We start from the raw sequence: 16,666 nt of genomic DNA on the forward strand, positions 1-16,666 counted from the left end.
GGGGAAGGGGGCGCGCCCCCCTCCTTCATGTTTCGTCTAAATACTCACTGCGCGCCGCTGGCGGGCGCGCCACGCCGGGGCCTCAAAGCCGAACCCCCGTCCTCATGCTGCCGCTGACGCTCAGCGTGCCGCCGCCGATCCGGGGCTGCGTCTCGACGGCCGGCGCGCCATAGGGCACGCGCCCACCGGCCTCTGGCGGGCCATCGGCGCCGCAGGCCGCGAGGATCAGCAGGGCGGGCAGGGCAAACCGGATCATCCCAGCACCTCGCGCCAGCGGGCGATCTGGCGGCGCACCTCGGACGGCGCGGTGCCGCCGTAGGAGGTGCGGCTCGCGACCGAGTTCTCGACCCCCAGAACGTCGAAGACGCCTGCCGTGATGCCCTGGTGCACGGACTGCATCTCTTCCAGCGTCAGGTCCGGCAGGTCGCCGCCCTTGGCCTCGGCCTTGGCGACAAGGCTGCCGGTGACGTGATGCGCCTCGCGGAAGGGCAGGCCCAGCTCACGCACCAGCCAGTCGGCCAGATCCGTCGCGGTGGAAAAGCCGGTGGCGGCGGCGGCGCGCAGGGATTCGGGATTGGCGCTCATCTCGGCGACCATGCCGGTCATCGCCGCGAGCGAGAGCATCAGCGAATCGGAGGCGTCGAAGATCGGCTCCTTGTCCTCCTGCATGTCCTTTCCATAGGTCAGCGGCAGGCCCTTCATTACCGTCGTCAGCGCGACCGAGGCGCCCATGATCCGGCCGATCTTGGCACGGATCAGCTCGGCGGCGTCGGGATTGCGCTTCTGCGGCATGATCGAGCTGCCGGTGGACCAGGCGTCCGGCATGGCGACGAAGCGGAACTGCGCGGTGGACCAGAGCACCAGCTCCTCCGACAGGCGCGAGAGGTGCAGCGCGCAGATCGTCGCGGCCGAGAGGTACTCCAGCGCGAAATCGCGGTCGGCCACGGCGTCGAGGCTGTTGTGCATCGGCCCGTCGAAGCCCAGCGCCGCGGCGGTGGCATGCCGGTCGATCGGGAAGGAGGTGCCGGCCAGCGCGGCGGCGCCCAGCGGCGAGAGGTTCATCCGCCTGCGCGCATCGGCGAAGCGGTCGCGGTCGCGGGCGAACATCTCGACATAGGCCATCATGTGGTGGCCCCAGGTGACGGGCTGCGCGACCTGCAGGTGGGTGAAGCCGGGCATGACCCAATCGGCCCCGGCCTCGGCCTGCGCCAGCAGCGCGCGGATCAGCGCCTCGAGCGCCTGATCCGCCGCGTCGCACTGGTCGCGGACGAACATCCGCACATCCAGCGCGACCTGGTCGTTGCGGCTGCGGCCGGTGTGCAGCCGTCCGCCGGCCTCGCCGATTAAAGCGCGCAGCCGCGCCTCGACGTTCATGTGGATATCCTCGAGCGCGGCCGAGAATTCGAACTCGCCGCCCTCGATCTCTGACAAGACGGTGAGCAGGCCTTCCCGGATCGCCTCGACATCCTTAGACCCGAGGATGCCGGTGTCGCCAAGCATGGTGGCATGGGCGCGGGAGCCTTCGATGTCCTGCCGCGCGAGGCGCCTGTCGTAGCCGATCGAGGCGTTGATCGCCTCCATGATCGCGCTGGGTCCGGCGGCAAAGCGGCCGCCCCACATCGCGTTGGCGCCGCTCTTGTCGCCCTTGCCCTGGTCCATAGGTTCGTCCCTGCCGATCACGCCCCCCGAAGGAGGTTTCATGCGCATCATTGCCGCCGCGGCTGTCTATCTTGCCGCAACGACCCTTGCAAACGCGCAGGACTGGGATCCCGCCCGCCTCGAGCCGCTTCTCGCGGGCGACATGCGCAAGCTCGCGCTGCACGAGGCGCCGATGGAGACCACCGAGGCCCCCTTCCAGAACGAGGAGGGGCAGGAGATGACCCTCGCCGATCTGGGCGAGGGCTGGCACCTGGTGAACTTCTGGGCGACATGGTGCGCCCCCTGCCGGGTCGAGATGCCGCATCTCGCCGCGCTGGGCGCCGAGATGGGCGGCGAGGGCTTCGACGTCGTCACCATCGCCGTGGGCCGCAACGATCCCGCCGGCATGGCGGCCTTCCTCGAAGAGGCCGGGGCCGAGGCGCTGCCGCGCTACACCGACCCGCGCCAGGGCCTGTCGCGCCAGATGGGCATCCTCGGCCTGCCGGTGACCGTGATCCTCGACCCCGAGGGCCGCGAGGTCGCGCGGCTGCAGGGCGAAGCCGACTGGAACGCGCCGGAGGCGCGGGCGCTGATCGCCGAGATGACCGGCGGCTGAGGCGGCGCTGGGGGGCGCTGCCCCCGGCGGCCTGCGGCCGCTTCCCCCGGGATATTTTCGAAGAGAAGATGAGAGGGGGCCTGGGCCTTCATTTTTGACGTCGCCGCGCGGAGTCTGGGCGGCGGGGGCGCGATCCATGCTCACCGGGTGCTTGGTCACGAGAGTCCCCGCATCCTCGCGAAGGCAAGAGGCCGCGATCTGTCGCGGGCAGCCGGGGGTGCCGGGCGGGGCGGGTCAAGCCAGGGTGGGCGCGGCCTTAGTCACCCGGGCGGCGCGCAGGGGGGGGAGCGGGTCGGGCCCTGCGGAGCCGGGGGCGACGCCGCAGGGCCTGCGGCTCATCGCTTGATCAGGCTCCATTGCATCACCGGCATCGCGGGGCGCCAGCCGGTCAGCCGGCCCACCGGCTCGGCCCGCGCGACGGCGATATGGGCGAGGCTGCCGCCGTACCGGGCGTAGAGCTGCATCAGCGCCGCTTCCGATTCCAGCGTCACGGCATTGGCGACCAGCCGGCCCAGCGGGCGCAGCGCGGCCCAGGCGGCCTCGAAGACGGGCTCCGACAGCCCGCCGCCGATGAAGATCGCATCGGGCGCGGGCAGGGCGTCCAGCGCCTCCGGCGCCTCGCCCTCGACCAGTTCCAGCCGGGGCGTGCCGAGGGCGAGGGCATTGGCGGCGGCCGTGGCGCGGCGGTCGGCGCGCGGCTCGATCCCGATGGCGCGGGCATAGCGCGCCGCGCGCATCCACTCGATCGAGACGGAGCCGGAGCCCGAGCCGATGTCCCAGAGCAGCGCGCCGCGCATCGGCATCAGCTTGGCCAGCGTGGCGGCGCGCACCTCGCGCTTGGTCATCGTGCCGTCGGACTGGAACAGGCTGTCCTCAAGCCCCGGCACGCGCGGGATCAGCGCCGCATCGGGCGCCGCGACGCAGTCGACGGCAAGGGTGTTGAAGGCCGGGACCTGGTGGTCCCAGCGTTCAGCCACGCCGTCGAAGCGCGCCTCCTCCCTGCCGCCCATGTTGGCCAGCACTGTCATCCGGCTTTGGCCGAAGCCGCGCTCGGTCAGGAAGGCGGCGATGCGGGCCGGCGTCTCGGCCCCCGTCGTCAGGATCAGCAGCTGGGCGTCGGGCTGGATGAAGGCGATCATCGTCTCGACCGGGCGGCCATGGACGGTGAGCGTCTCCACGTCGGCAAGGCTCCAGCCCATCCGCACGGCAGCGAGCTGAAAGGCCGAAAGCTGCGGGTGGTAGGTGATCTCGGCCGGCGGAATGGCGCGGCCGATGCGCGCCCCGACCGAGAACCACAAGGGATCGCCCGTCACCAGCACCACGACGCGCCGCCCCTTCAGGCCCTGGATCGTGCCGATCATCGCGTCGAAGGGGCCGGGCCAGGCAACGCGTTCGGCACCGATGCCGCGGGCGAGGTCATGGTGACGCTCTCCGCCGACGATGACCTCGGCAGCCTCGACCACGGCGCGGGTGGCGGGGGTCAGGCCGTCGAGGCCCTCTTCGCCGATGCCGACGATATGCAGCCAGGCGGCGGTTGGGGTCATGCGGGGCCTTTCGCAAGCGCGCCTATGGCGGCGGCGGCCATGGAGGGTCCGCCGCGCCGTCCGCGCAGTGTGATGAAATCGCAGCCGCGCGGATCGGCAGAGAGCTCGGCCTTGCTTTCGGCGGCGCCGACGAAGCCGACCGGAAAGCCGAGGATCAGCGCCGGTTTCGGCCAGCCCTTGTCGAGGCCTTCGAGCAGGTGGAACAGCGCGGTGGGCGCATCGCCTATGGCGACCACGGCACCTTCGAGGCGGTCCTGCCACAGCTCCGTCGCCGCGGCCGAGCGGGTGGTGCCGAGGGCGCGGGCCATGGGCGCCGTCGCCGGATCATTCAGCGTGACGATGACCTCGCTGCGCAGGTCGCGGCGGATCAGCCCGGCGGCGACCATCTCGCAGTCGCAGATCACCGGGGCGCCTGCCGCCAGCGCCCTGCGCCCCGCCTCTACCGCGCCGGGCGAGACGGACAGGCGGTCGGCGATATCGGGCATCCCGCAGGCCTGGATCAGCCGGAGGGCCAGATCGGCGAGGCCGTCCGGAAACCGCTCCAGCCGCGCTTCGCGGCGGACGGCGGCGACGCTCGCCTCGTCGATGGCGGCGGGGTCCTTGAGGTAGGGGCGCATGGGCTTGCGGGGGGTGGGCCGTGGGACGGCCTGCACTTTGGGCCGCGATGTCTCTGCGGCTTGTCTCAGAGCGGCCTCGTGGCCCACGCCGAGGATCCAGGCCTCTTCGGTCTCCACGAGATCCCGCTCTTCTTCGCTCATCTCGGGCGCCGGGTCGAAGAGCGGAGCGAGTTCGTTCTTGCGGTCCATTTCGGCAAGGGCATCGGCCAGGACGCGAACCTGAGCCGCGTCGAGAATCTCGCCCTCTGAGCGTGACGCAGCGACGGCATCCTTGACCAAGGCGGGATAGATTTCCGCAAGCACCAGTGCGGCCTTGGGCGCCTTCAGCCCCGTTTCGAAGGGCCAGACCTTGCAATGCGGCTTCAGCCGCGGGTCCTGCCGGAGGGCCTGAAGGGCCGGCAGCCCCATCAGCACCTGCGATCCGACCGAGCCGTTGTAGAAGAGCTGCCAGACCGACTTTGCGCTGGGCGCCTTGAGATCCGTCAACCGTCTTTGCGGAGGGTAATCCGCGCCGCTGTGGACTGGCTTTTGGGTCGAGACGCCGGGGATGTCGTGGCTTGCCTCCCGGCCCCAGAAGGGGCCGAGCCCGTCGAAAAGTTCGTTCACGCACCCCGCGACCGCGAAGCGGTTGTTGCCGTTGTCGGGCCTGTCCTCGATCTTTTCGTGAAGCCAGGCCCAGAGATCGAGCGCGCTGTCCGAGCCGGTGATCTTTCGGGCCGCTCCCTGCGGATAGCCGAAGGCGAAATCGAAGCAGGCCAGCGTCTTGCGGCCCTGCGCGACTTCCCCGGCAAGAAGCTCCGCCAGGTGGGTCCTGGCCTCGGTCCGGGTGCGGAAATACACCGGCGCCGAGGCGAGGCCGTCGCGCACCACGGCAATCCAGATTGCATTGCCCGAGGGTTTGGCGGGGCTGCGGCTGCCCGCGGCGGACCAGTCCACCACGACATGGGTGTCGAAGAGGCTCATGGTCTCAGCCTGCGCCGCAGCACGGTGTGGCCGAGGGGGCGCCCGGCATGGGGACCGGGCGCAGGAGAGGCGGGCGGTTGCATGCGGGGGCTCAGGCCCTGCGCGCCTCGCGGCGGATGCGCAGCCGATGGCGCAGCGCCGTGCCGCCGGCGACGAGCACGGCCAGCACCAGCGCGGCGACGGCGACGTAATGGGTATGATCGCCCGCCTCGGCGACATGGCCGGGATGGGCCGCGGCGGCGACGGGGGTGAGCGCCGCGAGGGCGAGGGTCAGGATATGGCGCATGGGAACCTCTTGCGGTCTGGCCAGGAGCAGAGAGCGGCAGGGCCGGCGCCGGTGGCGCTATCGAGCGATCCCCGGTGCGGGGCGATCCTCGGGCCGTCGATCTCTCTGGCCGCTGGGGCTTCGTCTGCCGTGATTGATAGGGGCAGGCGGGCGGCGGCGCAAATGCCGCGCGCCGCCCGGCGCGGCGCCCTAGCTTGCGGCGTTCGCGGCGATGACGGCGGCGGTGTCGACGCCCCAAGCCAGCGGGTAGGCGGTGCCGTTCAGCTCGACCGTGCCGCTGCCGCCGGGCGAGAGGCGGAAGACGCGCGTTCCGTAAAGGCCGGTGATCACCGTCTCGCCGCCGACGGTGGCGAGGGTGCCGGTGTCGCCGTCAGAGCAGATCGTCGCGGCATCGCCGCAGGGGGTGAAGCTGTAGGTCTCGACCTCGCCCTCGACCTCTCCGGCCACGGCCGAGATCGGCCCGGCGGTGGGCGAGGGCGCGGAGCCGGGCAGGCCGGCGCAGGCGGACAGCGTGGTCAGCGCGGCAAGGGCCGACAGGACGAGGGGCATGCGGGTCATCGGGGGCCTCCGGCGGATGGTGTCCCGGCACCCTAGCCTCGCCCCGGAGGGGCGGCAAGACAGAGGCCACGGAGGGGCGGCAAGACAGGGGGGCCTAAGGGGCGGCAAGACAGGGGGCCCGAAGGGGCCGCAAGGCTGGGGAGGCGGTGGAGGCCCCGGCCTGCTCAGCGCCGGCCGAAGAGCTTCTCGATATCCGGCAGGTCCAGCGCGATCCAGGTCGGGCGCCCGTGGTTGCACTGGCCGGAGTTCGGCGTCGCCTCCATCTCGCGCAGGAGGGCGTTCATCTCCTCGCCGCGCAGCCGCCGTCCGGCGCGGACGGAGCCGTGGCAGGCCATGCGGCTGAGGATCGCGTCGATCCGCGCCGAAAGGCTGGCATGGCTGCCCTGGTCGGCCAGCTCGTCCAGCACGTCGCGCAGCAGCGGCTTGGCCGAGACCTGGCCCAGCGGCGCGGGCGTGGCGCGCACGGCGACGGCGCCGGGACCGAAAGCCTCGATCTCGAGGCCCAGCCGGGCGAGGTCCTCGGCGGCCTCCAGCAGCACGGCGGCCTCGTCGCCCAGCTCCACGATCTCGGGGATCAGCAGCGCCTGCGAGGGCACGCCCGCTTCGGCTGTCTGCGCCTTGAGCCGCTCGTAGACCAGCCGCTCATGCGCGGCATGGGCATCGACGAGGATCATGCCGCCCTCGGTCTGGGCGACGATGTAGGTCTCGTGCAGTTGCGCGCGGGCGGCGCCCAGCGGCAGGCGCATCAGGTCGGCCTCGGCAGACGGGGCCTCGTCGATCCGGGCCGAGGGCGCGGTCGTCTCGGCAAAGCCGGCGGGCTGCGGCGCGGGCGCCTGCGCGGCGTAGCTTTGCCGCAGCGCTCCCTGCGAGGGGCGGTCCATCTGGTAGATACGCGGGGTCTGCGGCTGCGGCTGGTCCTGCGGCGCCTCGGGCATCGGCGCGCGCATCGCGGCGAAGGCGGCCGAGGCATTGGTGCTGGACGAGCGATGCGTCGCCCCGGCCAGCGCCTGCCGCAGCCCGGTGACGATCAGCGATCGGACCGAGGCCGGATCGCGGAACCGCACCTCGGCCTTGGCGGGATGCACGTTCACATCCACCCGCGCCGGATCGCAGGTCACGAAGAGCGCGGCGGCGGGATGGCGCCCGGCATGCATCAGGTCGGAATAGCCGGCCTTCAGCGCGCCGGTCAGCAGCTTGTCCCGCACCGGGCGGCCGTTGACGAAGACGAACTGCTGCACCGCCGCGCCGCGCGAATAGGTCGGCAGGGCGGCGAGGCCGGTCAGGACATGCCCCTCGCGCTCGGCCTCGAGCGGGATCGCATTGTCGGTGAACTCCGCCCCGAGGATCGCGCGCAGCCGGGCTTCCAGCGGCGCCTGCCCCTCGCCGCGCTCGGGGTCGAGACGCAGGATCACGCGCCCGCTCTCGTCGTCGCGCAGGGTAAAGCCGACGCGCGGCTCGGCCATGGCGATGCGGCGCAGCGTGTCGGCGACGGCCTGCGCCTCGGCCCTGTCGGTGCGCAGGAACTTCAGCCGCGCGGGAGTGGCGTAGAAGAGGTCGCGCAGCTCGACCACCGTGCCGCAGTCGAGCGCGGCGGGCGCGCAGCCCTCGGCCCGGCCGCCGGACATGCCGATGCGCGCGCCCTCCGCGCCCTCGACCCGGCTGGTCACGCTCAGCCGTCCGACGGCGCCGAGAGAGGCCAGCGCCTCGCCCCGGAAGCCGAAGCTGCGAATGTTCAGAAGGTCGGTGCCATCGATCTTCGAGGTCGCGTGCCGCGCGAGGGCGAGGGGCAGCTGCGCCTCGGGGATGCCGCAGCCGTCGTCGGTCACCCGGATCAGGCTGCGCCCGCCATGGGCGATCACCACTTCGATCCGGCGCGCGCCGGCATCGACGGCATTCTCGACCAGTTCCTTCACCGCCGAGGCGGGGCGTTCGACCACCTCGCCGGCGGCGATGCGGTTGATCGCCGCCTCGTCCAGCTGGCGGATCGCGGCAGGGGATGCTGATATGTTGCGGTCGAGCGCTGTCATGCCACCAGTGCTAGCATGGCGCGGGGCCACCGCGAAAGGGGTGGCGCGCCGGCCCGCATACCTGCGGACCGGCGCGCGAGGGCCTCAGTAGCTCATGCCCGCGCCGAAGGCATAGAGCGGCGCGCGGCTGTCGTAGGGCAGGTCCGGGGCCTGCGCCTCGACCGCCGCCATGGAGGCGGGAAGCTCGAAGGGCAGGCTGCCCTCGGGCGCGACCGCGCCGGTCAGCACCTGCATCAGCGCCTCGTCCGACTGGCCGAAATTGGCCATCAGGGCCGCGGCCTCCTGCACGTCGGCCAGCACCGCGGGGCGGTTCATCGTGACGGTCATCACCGCCGGCACCCCGGCCTCCTGCGCCTCGAGATAGGCGTCGTAGCCCGCGTCGCCCGGCACGAAGTTCAGCCGCCCCTCCTGCTGGATGGAGCCGAAGAAGAAATCGGCATGGGGATGCTCATAGGGCGCATCGGCGCGGATCAGCGCGAGATCGGCCTGCGCGAGGTCATCGACCACGGTAAAGCCCGCCGCCTCGGCCACGCCGGCGTCGATGCCGTGCAGCCAGACGCTGCGCTGCGCGGGATCGAGCGGCAGGGTGCCGTCGTTCTTCAAAAGGACGGTGCTGCGCGCCTGCGCATCGAGGCCGGCTTCGGTGAACTCGTCGCTCCCGACGATCTGCGCGGCCTGCGCCGGGGCGACGAAGGGCGCCTCGAAGAGGCCCAGCGCGAACTTCTGGCCAAGGATGCGGGTCACCGATTCGTCGATGCGGCTTTCCTCGATCTTGCCTTGCGCCACCGCCTGCACCAGCAGCGCGCTGTCCGAGACGCCGCCAAACTGGTCGACGCCGGCTTCCACGGCCTTGGCGTAGCGGTCGACGGGGGCCATCTCCTCGACCCCCCAGGGGATGCCGAAGTCGCCGTCGATGCGCGGGCTCTCGCCCTCGGGCCAGCCGGTCAGGCAGGTGCCGCGGCAGTCGCGGGTGATCAGCCAGTCGGTCAGGATCACGCCGTCGAAGCGGTGCCGGCCGCGCAGCAGGTCGGTCAGAAGCTGGGCATTGTAGCCCGCCGCCACCTCTTCCAGCGGCTGGCCGTTCACCGTCAGCCCCTCGAGGATCGAGTAGGTGGGCATGACCGCGCCGACATGCGCCTCGAAGGCCCCTTCGAAGGGAATGACGTGCAGGCCGAGGTTGTCGCCGGTGAACTGGGCGGTGCGGGCATAGGCATTGTGGCTGTCGAAGCCCTCGGGCGCGGCGCCGTAGCCGACCCAGTGCTTGACGGTGGTGATGACGCTGCCCTCGTCCAGCCCGCCTTCGCCGTTTTGGAAGCCGGCGACATAGGCCTTCACCATGGCGCGGGCGCGCTGCGGGTCCTCGCCGAAGGTGCCGTTCACCCGGCTCCAGCGCGGCTCGGTCGCGAGGTCGGCCTGCGGCGAGAGGGCCTGGTGGATGCCGACGGCGCGGTATTCCTGCCGCGCCATGTCGGCGAAGGCCCGCGTCAGCGCCGGATCGTCCAGCGCGGCAAGGCCGGTCGTTTCCGGCCACTGGCTGAAGCTGCCGGGCGCGACGCTGGCGCCTTCGGTATATTGAAAGGCATTGCGTGGATCGGTGCTGATCGTCGCCGGGATGCCAAGGCGCGTGCCTTCCGCGATCTCCTGCAGCGCGTTGTTCTGCTCGGCCAGATGCGCGGCCTCGCCGGCGAGGCGGGTGATGAAGGTATTGACCTTGTCACCCTCGATGAGCGCGCGCGCGGCCTCCAGATCGTAGCTCTGGCCGCTGTCGGTGCCGCTCTCGTCGGATTGCGCCGGGGCGGTGCCATGCATCATCACGCCGGCCTTCTCCTCCAGCGTCATGCGCGACAGAAGGTCGGCCACGCGCTGGTCGTCGGGCAGGCGCCAGTCCTCGTAGGGGGTCAGATCGCCGCTGCGGTCGAGGTCGCGGAAGGTCAGGCCGTCGACCTCGATGGGCAAGGCGCCGCGCGTCTCGATCTGCGGCTGCCTGGGCGTGGTCTGGGCCCAGGCCGCGCCTGCCAGCGGCAGGCAAATGGCCAGCGTGATGATACGGCCTGTCGTCATGATCGTCCTCCCTCGCGACCGTTGGATCGGGCCGCGAGGGAGAGGGTTCCGCATGTCCGGCGGCGGTGCAAGGGGCCTTGCGCCCCCCGGCCCGCTGCCGCGAGGGCGGCCCCGGTCACGGCTGCGCGAGGGGGCGCAGGGTGCCGGGGCGGACCGGCTACTCGGTCGTCTGGCTCGCGCCGGTCTCCGGCGCGGCGGCGGGCGGCTCGGGCAGGACGCTGGGCAGATCGGCGGCCTCGTGATCGGCCCCCTCCAGCCCCTCGGGCTGGCCGACGACGACGGTATGCAGCGCCTCGGGGTCCAGGAGTTCGGCCGCGACGCGGTTCACGTCCTCAAGCGTTACCGCCTCGATGTAGGAATTGCGGTCGAGGACGTAGCTCGGCGGCAGGTCGATCATCTGCAGGCCGACGAGGATCGAGGCGATCTGCCCGTTCCCGTCGAAGCGCAGCGGGTATTCGCCCGTGATGTAGGTCTTGGCCTGGTCGAGCTCTTCCTCCGTCACGCCGTTCTCGGCAATGTCGGCCCATTCGGCCTTCGTGACCTCCAGCGCCTCGGCGATGGTGGCATTGCCCGAAGCGACGGAGCCGAGCCAGAGCTCGGAATACTCGGTGTCGCTGAGGAAGGTGCTGATGCCGTAGGTCAGCCCGCGCTTCTCGCGCACCTCGTCCATCAGCCGGCTTTCGAAGCCGCCGCCGCCGAGGATGTGGTTCAGCACGTAGGCAGCGAAGAAGTCGTCGTCGTCGCGCGCGATGCCCGGCTGACCGAAAAGCGCGACCGACTGCGGCGAGGGGAAATCGACGACCGTCGTGCCGCCGTCGAGCGCGTAATCCGCGGCCTCGGGCAGAGCGGGCCCCTCCTGCGGCAGGTCGCCCAGCAGGTCGTCCAGCAGCGTGCCCAGCGCCTCGGGCGTGATATCGCCCACGGCGCCGACATGGATGCGGTCCCGCACCATCGCGGCCTCATGCGCCGCATGAAGGTCCGCGCGGCTCAGGGAGGCGACGCTCTCTTCGGTGCCCGACAGCGGGCGGCCGATGGGGTGACCCGGATAGGCCTCCTCGAACCAGGTCCGGCCGGAGATGCGCTGCGGGTTCACCGCATCGGCCTGGATCCCGGCCTGCACCTGCGCGCGCACCCGCTCCACGGCGGTCTCGTTGAACGCGGGATCGATCAGCGCCTGCCGCAGCAGATCCATCGCCTCGCCCCGGTTCTCGGTCAGCACCTGGGCCGAGACGCTGACGGTATCGGTGCCGGCGTCGAAGCCGAACTGCGCCGCCAGCCCCTCGCGCGTGGTCTGGAAGGCCCGCGCGTCCATATCGCCCGAGCCTTCCTCGAGAAGGCCCATCATCAGGTTGGTGGCGCCCTCCTTACCCTCGGGGTCCAGCACCGCGCCGCCGTCGAAGCGGATCTCCAGCGCGGTGAAGGGCAGGGAATGCTCCTCGACGAGCCAGGCCTCGATCCCGCCGGGAGAGGTGACTTCCTGGATGTCGATGGCGCTTTCTACGCCCTCCTGCGCGGCGGCGGGCAGGGCTGTGCTGCCCTTCAGCGCGAGCGCGCAGGCGGCGGGGCGGATGATCGTGCGGATCATTGCAGATCCTCCTCTCGGTCGGCGACGACGCACATCGTCACGCTCTGGTCGCGGTTCAGGACGGATCGCGCGGCCTCCATGATGTCCTCCGCGGTCACGGCGCCCAGCACCTCGGGCCAGGCCTCGACGTCCTCGACCGTCAGGCCGCTGGTCAGGGCGGCGCCGTAGCTGCGGGCGCGGCCGAAGGCATCGTCGTCGGCATAGATCTCGCTCGCCTGGACCTGGGTGCGGATCCGCTCGAGCTGGGTCTCGTCGACCCCCTCTTCGAGGAAGCGGCGCAGCGAGGCGTCCATCGCATCCTCGGCCTCCTGCAGGCTCACGCCCTCGGCCGGGGTCACGTAGAGCGAGAAGGTCGTCGGGTCGAGGGAGATGCCGCCATAGCCGGCACCGGCGAAAAGCGCGATGTCGCTTTCGAAGGTCAGATCCTCGCTCAGCACGCTGGTAAAGGAGGACCCGCCGAGGATCTGCGCGAGGTAGGTCAGGGCGGCGGCCTCTTCCTGCGCGCCGCTGTCACGCTCTGGCGCGAGGTAGCTGCGGATCAGATAGGGCCGCGCGACGCGCTCGTCCTCGTAGGTCAGGCGCCGCTCGGCGCGCTGCGGCGGCTCCTGCGGGCGCACGCGCTCGGGCAGGTCGGGCTCTGCCGCGATCGGGCCGTAGTACTCCTGCGCGAGGTCGAGCACGGCCTCGGGCGTGACATCGCCGGCGACGATCAGCACCGCGTCATTGGGGCTGTAATAGGTGCGATACCAGTCCAGCGCATCCTCGCGGCTGAGCTCCTCCATCTCGTGGCGCCAGCCGATGATGGGGGTGCCGTAGCGGCTGGCGATGAACTGGGCGGCGCGCATCTGCTCGCCCGCGAGGGCGCCGGGGTTGCTGTCGGTGCGCTGGCTGCGTTCCTCGAGGATCACCTGCCGCTCGGTATCGACCTCCTCCTGCGTGAGCTGGAGGTTGCGCATCCGGTCGGCCTCCATCTCCATCATCAGGGGCAGGCGGTCGGCTGCGACGCGCTGGTAATAGGCCGTCTGGTCGTATGAGGTGAAGGCGTTGTCGGTGCCGCCATTCTCGGCGACGGTGCGGCTGAACTCGCCCGACTCGAGCTCGTCCGTCGCCTTGAACATCAGGTGTTCGAGGAAGTGCGCGACCCCGGACAGGCCCGGCACCTCGTCGGCGGAGCCGGCCTTGTAATAGACCATATGGGCCACGACCGGGGCGCGATGATCCTCGATCACCACGACCTCCATCCCGTTGTCGAGGTCGTAGGCGGTGACGTCGCCGGTTTCCGCCATGCCCGCGGCGGGCAGGGCGAGAAGCGGCAGGGCGATCGAAAGGCGCCTCGCGGCGGGCAGGGCGGGCAGGCGGAGCATCGGGTTCTCCCTTGGCGATTCCGCGCGAAGCCTAGTCCCGGCGGCTGGCCCCGGCCAGCCATGGGCACGCGAAGGTGAAGCGCGGTGGGGCGAGGGATAGCGGCGCCGATCCCGGCGGGCCTGCCGGCTGGCCCGTAAGGGAGAGGCCATCGGCCGCCCCCTTACGAAGTCTCGTTTTACTGCTGCAGCACCGCCGAGAGGTTCTCGCGCGCCTCGTCGCTCAGCCAGCCGGACCATTCGTCCTGATAGGTGGTCAGGAAGTGCACCGCGCCCTCTTCGCCCGAGGCCGAATTCTCGTCCATCCAGCTGAGGATCGCGTTCATCGTGTCCGTCTGGAAGGTCATCTGCGACAGGAAGTCGACGAGTTCGGGATGATCCTCGGCGAAGTCGGTCGTCACCGCCGTCAGCACCGGCGCGGGCGGGAAGGAGGTGCGGCCGACATCGCCCGCGTCGGGGTTCTGCGCCGCCTCGTGCGCCTCCTGATCGTACTCTCCCATGTCGACCTGGACCATGTCGTAGCGGCCGATCACGGAGGTCGGGGCCCAGTAGTAGCCGAACCAGGGCTCCTCGTTCTCGAAGGCCGCGGCGATGGAGGAGGCGAGCGTCTCGCCCGAGCCGTGGTTGAAGATCTCGATGCCCGCATCCTCGACCCCGAAGGCCGGCAGCAGGTTGTCGTTGAAGACGCGGCAGCCCCAGCCCTCGGGGCAGTTGTGGAACCGCCCGCCGACCCAGTCCGGATGGGCCAGGATGCCGTCGATGGTGGTCAGCTCGGGGTGCTCCTCGGCGAGGTATCCCGGGATCCACCAGGCGTCGATGCCGCCCGGCTCGAGCACGGGGCCAAGCTCCTCGATCGTGCCGGCCGCCCTCATCTCCTGGTAGATCTGGCCGGTGGCATTGCTCCAGAGCTCGGTGATGATGTCAGGCTCGCCGTTCTCGGAGACCGAGGTCATCGCCGGCACCGTGTCCGAGGGGACGGTCGAGACGGTGCAGCCGTAGCCCTGCGTCATGATGAAGGAGGCGACGTTGGTCACAACCGAGGCCGAGGCCCAGTTCATCTCGGTGATCGACACCTCGCCGCAGTCGCCGTCCTGGGCGAAGGCAGGGGCGGCGAGAAGGGTCAGTGCGGAGGAAAGGAGTAGCTTGTTCATGGATCCCCTGTCGGTTCGTTGTTCCCCGGACCGAGCGCGCGTCGCCGGTCCTTGTGGGCCGGCCACCCCCCGCCTCGTCCCGGACAAGGATCCGTTGCGCGCAGAGCGTCTGGCCGGACGATCAAGGCCGTGAGCCTAGCAACAAAGGCCCCAGTTTGCGAGCGCTGCGGCGGGTGACACCGGGGCACGGGCCGCGCCGGCCCCGCCCGGCGCAGGGCGGGGCCTAGTGGGGCCGTAGGGTCTAGCCCTGCTTCCCGCGAAGGAAGGCCACCGTCTCGGCCAGCACCTCGGGTATGTCGCGCATCGTCACGCCAAGGCTGCGCTGGCGGGTGAAGTCGAAGCGGGTCGGCGCCTCGATCTCGCCCTCGGGCGGCAGGGGCTGGGGCGCGTCGGGAAGCAGGCGCCCGAGCTCGGCGTAGAAATCGGCGACGGGCCAGCTGTCGCGGACGGCGAAGTAGCGACCGCGCGCCTCGGGCTGTTCGTAGCCGGCGAGGAAGAGTTTCGCCACGTCGCCGACATGGGCCGCCGAGATCGAGCCGGTGGGGATGCGCTCGTGCTGCGGACGCCCCTCGATCATGCCGCGCACGAGGCCGAGGCTCTCGTTGCCCTGCAGGTGCGGGAGCACCGGGCCCAGCATCATCGTCGGCAGGAAGATGCACAGCCGCATGCCGGCCTCGTCGCACAGCGCCTGCGCCATCTCTTCCATGTAAATCTTCTCGGCCGAGGTATACTTGCCCGCCGCCATCTGCTGCTCGCCCGAGGAGACGGCATTGTCCTCGGTCTTCACCTCCACCGGCTCCGGCGGGTTGGTCGAGGAGGTCGAGGAGCACAGGAGCACCGTGCCCACGCCCTGCCGCGCCGCTGCCTGCAGCACCGTGCGGCAGCCATCGACCACCGGGGCGACGATCTCGTCCCAGCCGCGCTGGCGGTCGAGCTGCGTGGCGGGGGTGCCGTCGGCGGCCTTGTAGATCGGCGGGAAGCAGGCGACGAAGATGGCGTCGGCGCCTTCGCAGGCGGCATCGAAGCTGGCCGGGTCGCTGGTATCGGCGGAGACGAGCGTCAGCCGCTCTTTCGCGCCGGGCAGGGACATCAGACTGTCGCGCTTGGCGGTGTCGGTGGCGTCGCGCAGCGTGCCGCGGACGGTATAGCCGCGGGCGAGGGCCTCGGCGGTGATGGTCGATCCGACGAGGCCGCTGGCCCCGGCAACGGTAAGAAGGGTCATGCCGGTCCTTTCAAATCTGTCCCGGCCTGCAGCGGCCGGGTCCCGTCAGCTATGGCGCCGGTCGCGCTTGTCCAGCCGGGACAGGGTGCGGCGCGAGGCCGGCGTCAGGGCCCGGAGACCGCCAGGCCGAGCGAGTGTGCCGCCTCGCGCATCACCGCCGCGAGACGCTCGCTCCCCGTCGCGGGGGCCTGGTCATCCGGGAACAGCAGGCCGATGCCGCGATGTGCCTCCGGCATGGTCAGCGGCTTCACGGCCACCTCGCTGCGGTGGATCGCCTGGCGCCGGGCGAAGAGGTCGGGCAGCACCGCGACGCCGGCGCCGGTGGCTGCCATGAGCAGGATGGAATCGAGGCTCGTCCCCTCGTAGTCACCCGAGACGATGCCGCCGCTCGCCGCGGCGAGGCCGTAGACGATGCGCGCCAGCCGGTGCCCGGTGTCCAGCGTCAGCAGCCGCTGACCGCCCAGATCGCCCGCCTGGGCCCGGCCCAGCGCGGCGACGGGATGGTCGCGGGCCACCGCCACCCAGAGGGTCTCGGTGAAGAGGGGGAACTGCCGGGTGTTGGGGTGATCCTCTGGCGTCGAGATGATCGCGTCGAAGCGACCGTTGCGGATGACCTCGTCGAGGCTGAGGGTGTTCTCCTCGCGCACGAGGACCCGCAGATCCGGCTGCTCGCGGTGCAGCGATTGCATCACCTGCGGCAGCAGATAGGGCCCGATCGAGGGCAGGACGCCCAGCCGCAGCCTGCCGCCGAAGGGCAGGACCGAGGTCATGGCCCCGCGAAGGGTCTCGACCTCGGCCAGGATGCGCCTTGCGCGGCGGACGCAGTCCAGGCCCTTGGCCGTCGCCTGCGCGCCGCCGCGACCGCGCTTGAACAGGCGCTGCCCGAAGGCCGCCTCGACCGCCGCGATCTGGCTCGAGAGGCTGGGCTGGCTGACGTTCAGCATCTCCGCCGCGAGGCTGAAGCTGCCCAGCTGATGGACCGCGACGATGTATTCGAGCTGGCGTAGCGTCGGCCTCATCCATAGCCCCAAGCTATC

At 71.2% G+C, this 16,666-nt stretch carries 14 protein-coding genes; 1 reads left to right on the forward strand and 13 read right to left on the reverse strand.

The window, feature by feature from the left end; all coding sequences use genetic code 11:
• Positions 1-82 precede the first annotated feature (82 nt).
• Positions 83-256, reverse strand: a complete 174-nt coding sequence (locus DFP88_RS17005; protein ID WP_181418583.1) for a hypothetical protein — start codon at positions 254-256, stop codon at positions 83-85.
• On the reverse strand, positions 253-1,659 hold the full coding sequence (gene argH / locus DFP88_RS07050; protein WP_110813744.1) for an argininosuccinate lyase: 1,407 nt from the start codon (positions 1,657-1,659) through the stop codon (positions 253-255). Before argH ends, DFP88_RS17005 begins: the two co-directional genes overlap by 4 nt.
• 40 nt (positions 1,660-1,699) lie before the next feature.
• Between argH and DFP88_RS07055 the strand changes: the two genes are divergently transcribed.
• Positions 1,700-2,254 (forward strand): TlpA family protein disulfide reductase, encoded by a 555-nt coding sequence (locus tag DFP88_RS07055; RefSeq protein WP_110813745.1) that lies wholly within the window; start codon positions 1,700-1,702, stop codon positions 2,252-2,254.
• Between the two features lie 335 nt (positions 2,255-2,589).
• Here DFP88_RS07055 and cbiE read toward each other — a convergent pair whose 3' ends face one another.
• The 11 genes from cbiE to DFP88_RS07110 all read right to left on the reverse strand — a co-directional run bounded on the left by cbiE (position 2,590) and on the right by DFP88_RS07110 (position 16,648).
• On the reverse strand, positions 2,590-3,798 hold the full coding sequence (gene cbiE / locus DFP88_RS07060; RefSeq protein WP_110813746.1) for a precorrin-6y C5,15-methyltransferase (decarboxylating) subunit CbiE: 1,209 nt from the start codon (positions 3,796-3,798) through the stop codon (positions 2,590-2,592).
• Positions 3,795-4,415, reverse strand: coding sequence for a precorrin-8X methylmutase (locus tag DFP88_RS07065; protein ID WP_110814176.1), 621 nt, complete (start codon positions 4,413-4,415; stop codon positions 3,795-3,797). Before DFP88_RS07065 ends, cbiE begins: the two co-directional genes overlap by 4 nt.
• A gap of 1,054 nt (positions 4,416-5,469) precedes the next feature.
• Positions 5,470-5,664, reverse strand: a complete 195-nt coding sequence (locus tag DFP88_RS07070; RefSeq protein ID WP_110813747.1) for a DUF6732 family protein — start codon at positions 5,662-5,664, stop codon at positions 5,470-5,472.
• 189 nt (positions 5,665-5,853) lie between these two features.
• Positions 5,854-6,222 (reverse strand): hypothetical protein, encoded by a 369-nt coding sequence (locus DFP88_RS07075; RefSeq protein ID WP_110813748.1) that lies wholly within the window; start codon positions 6,220-6,222, stop codon positions 5,854-5,856.
• 164 nt (positions 6,223-6,386) lie between these two features.
• Positions 6,387-8,249: a DNA mismatch repair endonuclease MutL gene (gene mutL / locus DFP88_RS07080; RefSeq protein WP_110813749.1), complete on the reverse strand. Its 1,863-nt coding sequence runs from the start codon at positions 8,247-8,249 to the stop codon at positions 6,387-6,389.
• Positions 8,250-8,333: 84 nt separating this feature from the next.
• Positions 8,334-10,310 carry a glycoside hydrolase family 3 protein gene (locus DFP88_RS07085; protein ID WP_110813750.1) on the reverse strand — a complete coding sequence of 659 codons (1,977 nt, stop codon included), beginning with the start codon at positions 10,308-10,310 and terminating at the stop codon, positions 8,334-8,336.
• Between the two features lie 157 nt (positions 10,311-10,467).
• Positions 10,468-11,895: a M16 family metallopeptidase gene (locus tag DFP88_RS07090; RefSeq protein ID WP_110813751.1), complete on the reverse strand. Its 1,428-nt coding sequence runs from the start codon at positions 11,893-11,895 to the stop codon at positions 10,468-10,470.
• Complete coding sequence (locus DFP88_RS07095) at positions 11,892-13,259, reverse strand: M16 family metallopeptidase (RefSeq protein ID WP_110813752.1); 1,368 nt, start codon at positions 13,257-13,259, stop codon at positions 11,892-11,894. The genes DFP88_RS07090 and DFP88_RS07095 overlap by 4 nt, the downstream gene beginning before the upstream one ends.
• Positions 13,260-13,435: 176 nt before the next feature.
• A complete protein-coding gene (locus DFP88_RS07100) occupies positions 13,436-14,407 on the reverse strand; it encodes an ABC transporter substrate-binding protein (RefSeq protein WP_110813753.1) in 972 nt (323 codons plus the stop codon).
• 241 nt (positions 14,408-14,648) lie between these two features.
• Positions 14,649-15,629 (reverse strand): NAD-dependent epimerase/dehydratase family protein, encoded by a 981-nt coding sequence (locus DFP88_RS07105; RefSeq protein WP_110813754.1) that lies wholly within the window; start codon positions 15,627-15,629, stop codon positions 14,649-14,651.
• Between the two features lie 104 nt (positions 15,630-15,733).
• Complete coding sequence (locus DFP88_RS07110) at positions 15,734-16,648, reverse strand: hydrogen peroxide-inducible genes activator (protein ID WP_110813755.1); 915 nt, start codon at positions 16,646-16,648, stop codon at positions 15,734-15,736.
• Positions 16,649-16,666: the final 18 nt, after the last annotated feature.

The sequence above is a fragment of the Pseudoroseicyclus aestuarii genome (assembly GCF_003217255.1).
Classification (GTDB): Bacteria; Pseudomonadota; Alphaproteobacteria; order Rhodobacterales; family Rhodobacteraceae; genus Pseudoroseicyclus; species Pseudoroseicyclus aestuarii.

What these genes read in the sequence shown, in the direction of transcription:
- DFP88_RS17005 (WP_181418583.1), bottom strand. Translation starts at nt 256, where the DNA reads ATGATCCGGTTTGCCCTGCCCGCCCTGCTGATCCTCGCGGCCTGCGGC.
- argH (WP_110813744.1), bottom strand. Translation starts at nt 1,659, where the DNA reads ATGGACCAGGGCAAGGGCGACAAGAGCGGCGCCAACGCGATGTGGGGC.
- DFP88_RS07055 (WP_110813745.1), top strand. Translation starts at nt 1,700, where the DNA reads ATGCGCATCATTGCCGCCGCGGCTGTCTATCTTGCCGCAACGACCCTT.
- cbiE (WP_110813746.1), bottom strand. Translation starts at nt 3,798, where the DNA reads ATGACCCCAACCGCCGCCTGGCTGCATATCGTCGGCATCGGCGAAGAG.
- DFP88_RS07065 (WP_110814176.1), bottom strand. Translation starts at nt 4,415, where the DNA reads ATGCGCCCCTACCTCAAGGACCCCGCCGCCATCGACGAGGCGAGCGTC.
- DFP88_RS07070 (WP_110813747.1), bottom strand. Translation starts at nt 5,664, where the DNA reads ATGCGCCATATCCTGACCCTCGCCCTCGCGGCGCTCACCCCCGTCGCC.
- DFP88_RS07075 (WP_110813748.1), bottom strand. Translation starts at nt 6,222, where the DNA reads ATGACCCGCATGCCCCTCGTCCTGTCGGCCCTTGCCGCGCTGACCACG.
- mutL (WP_110813749.1), bottom strand. Translation starts at nt 8,249, where the DNA reads ATGACAGCGCTCGACCGCAACATATCAGCATCCCCTGCCGCGATCCGC.
- DFP88_RS07085 (WP_110813750.1), bottom strand. Translation starts at nt 10,310, where the DNA reads ATGACGACAGGCCGTATCATCACGCTGGCCATTTGCCTGCCGCTGGCA.
- DFP88_RS07090 (WP_110813751.1), bottom strand. Translation starts at nt 11,895, where the DNA reads ATGATCCGCACGATCATCCGCCCCGCCGCCTGCGCGCTCGCGCTGAAG.
- DFP88_RS07095 (WP_110813752.1), bottom strand. Translation starts at nt 13,259, where the DNA reads ATGCTCCGCCTGCCCGCCCTGCCCGCCGCGAGGCGCCTTTCGATCGCC.
- DFP88_RS07100 (WP_110813753.1), bottom strand. Translation starts at nt 14,407, where the DNA reads ATGAACAAGCTACTCCTTTCCTCCGCACTGACCCTTCTCGCCGCCCCT.
- DFP88_RS07105 (WP_110813754.1), bottom strand. Translation starts at nt 15,629, where the DNA reads ATGACCCTTCTTACCGTTGCCGGGGCCAGCGGCCTCGTCGGATCGACC.
- DFP88_RS07110 (WP_110813755.1), bottom strand. Translation starts at nt 16,648, where the DNA reads ATGAGGCCGACGCTACGCCAGCTCGAATACATCGTCGCGGTCCATCAG.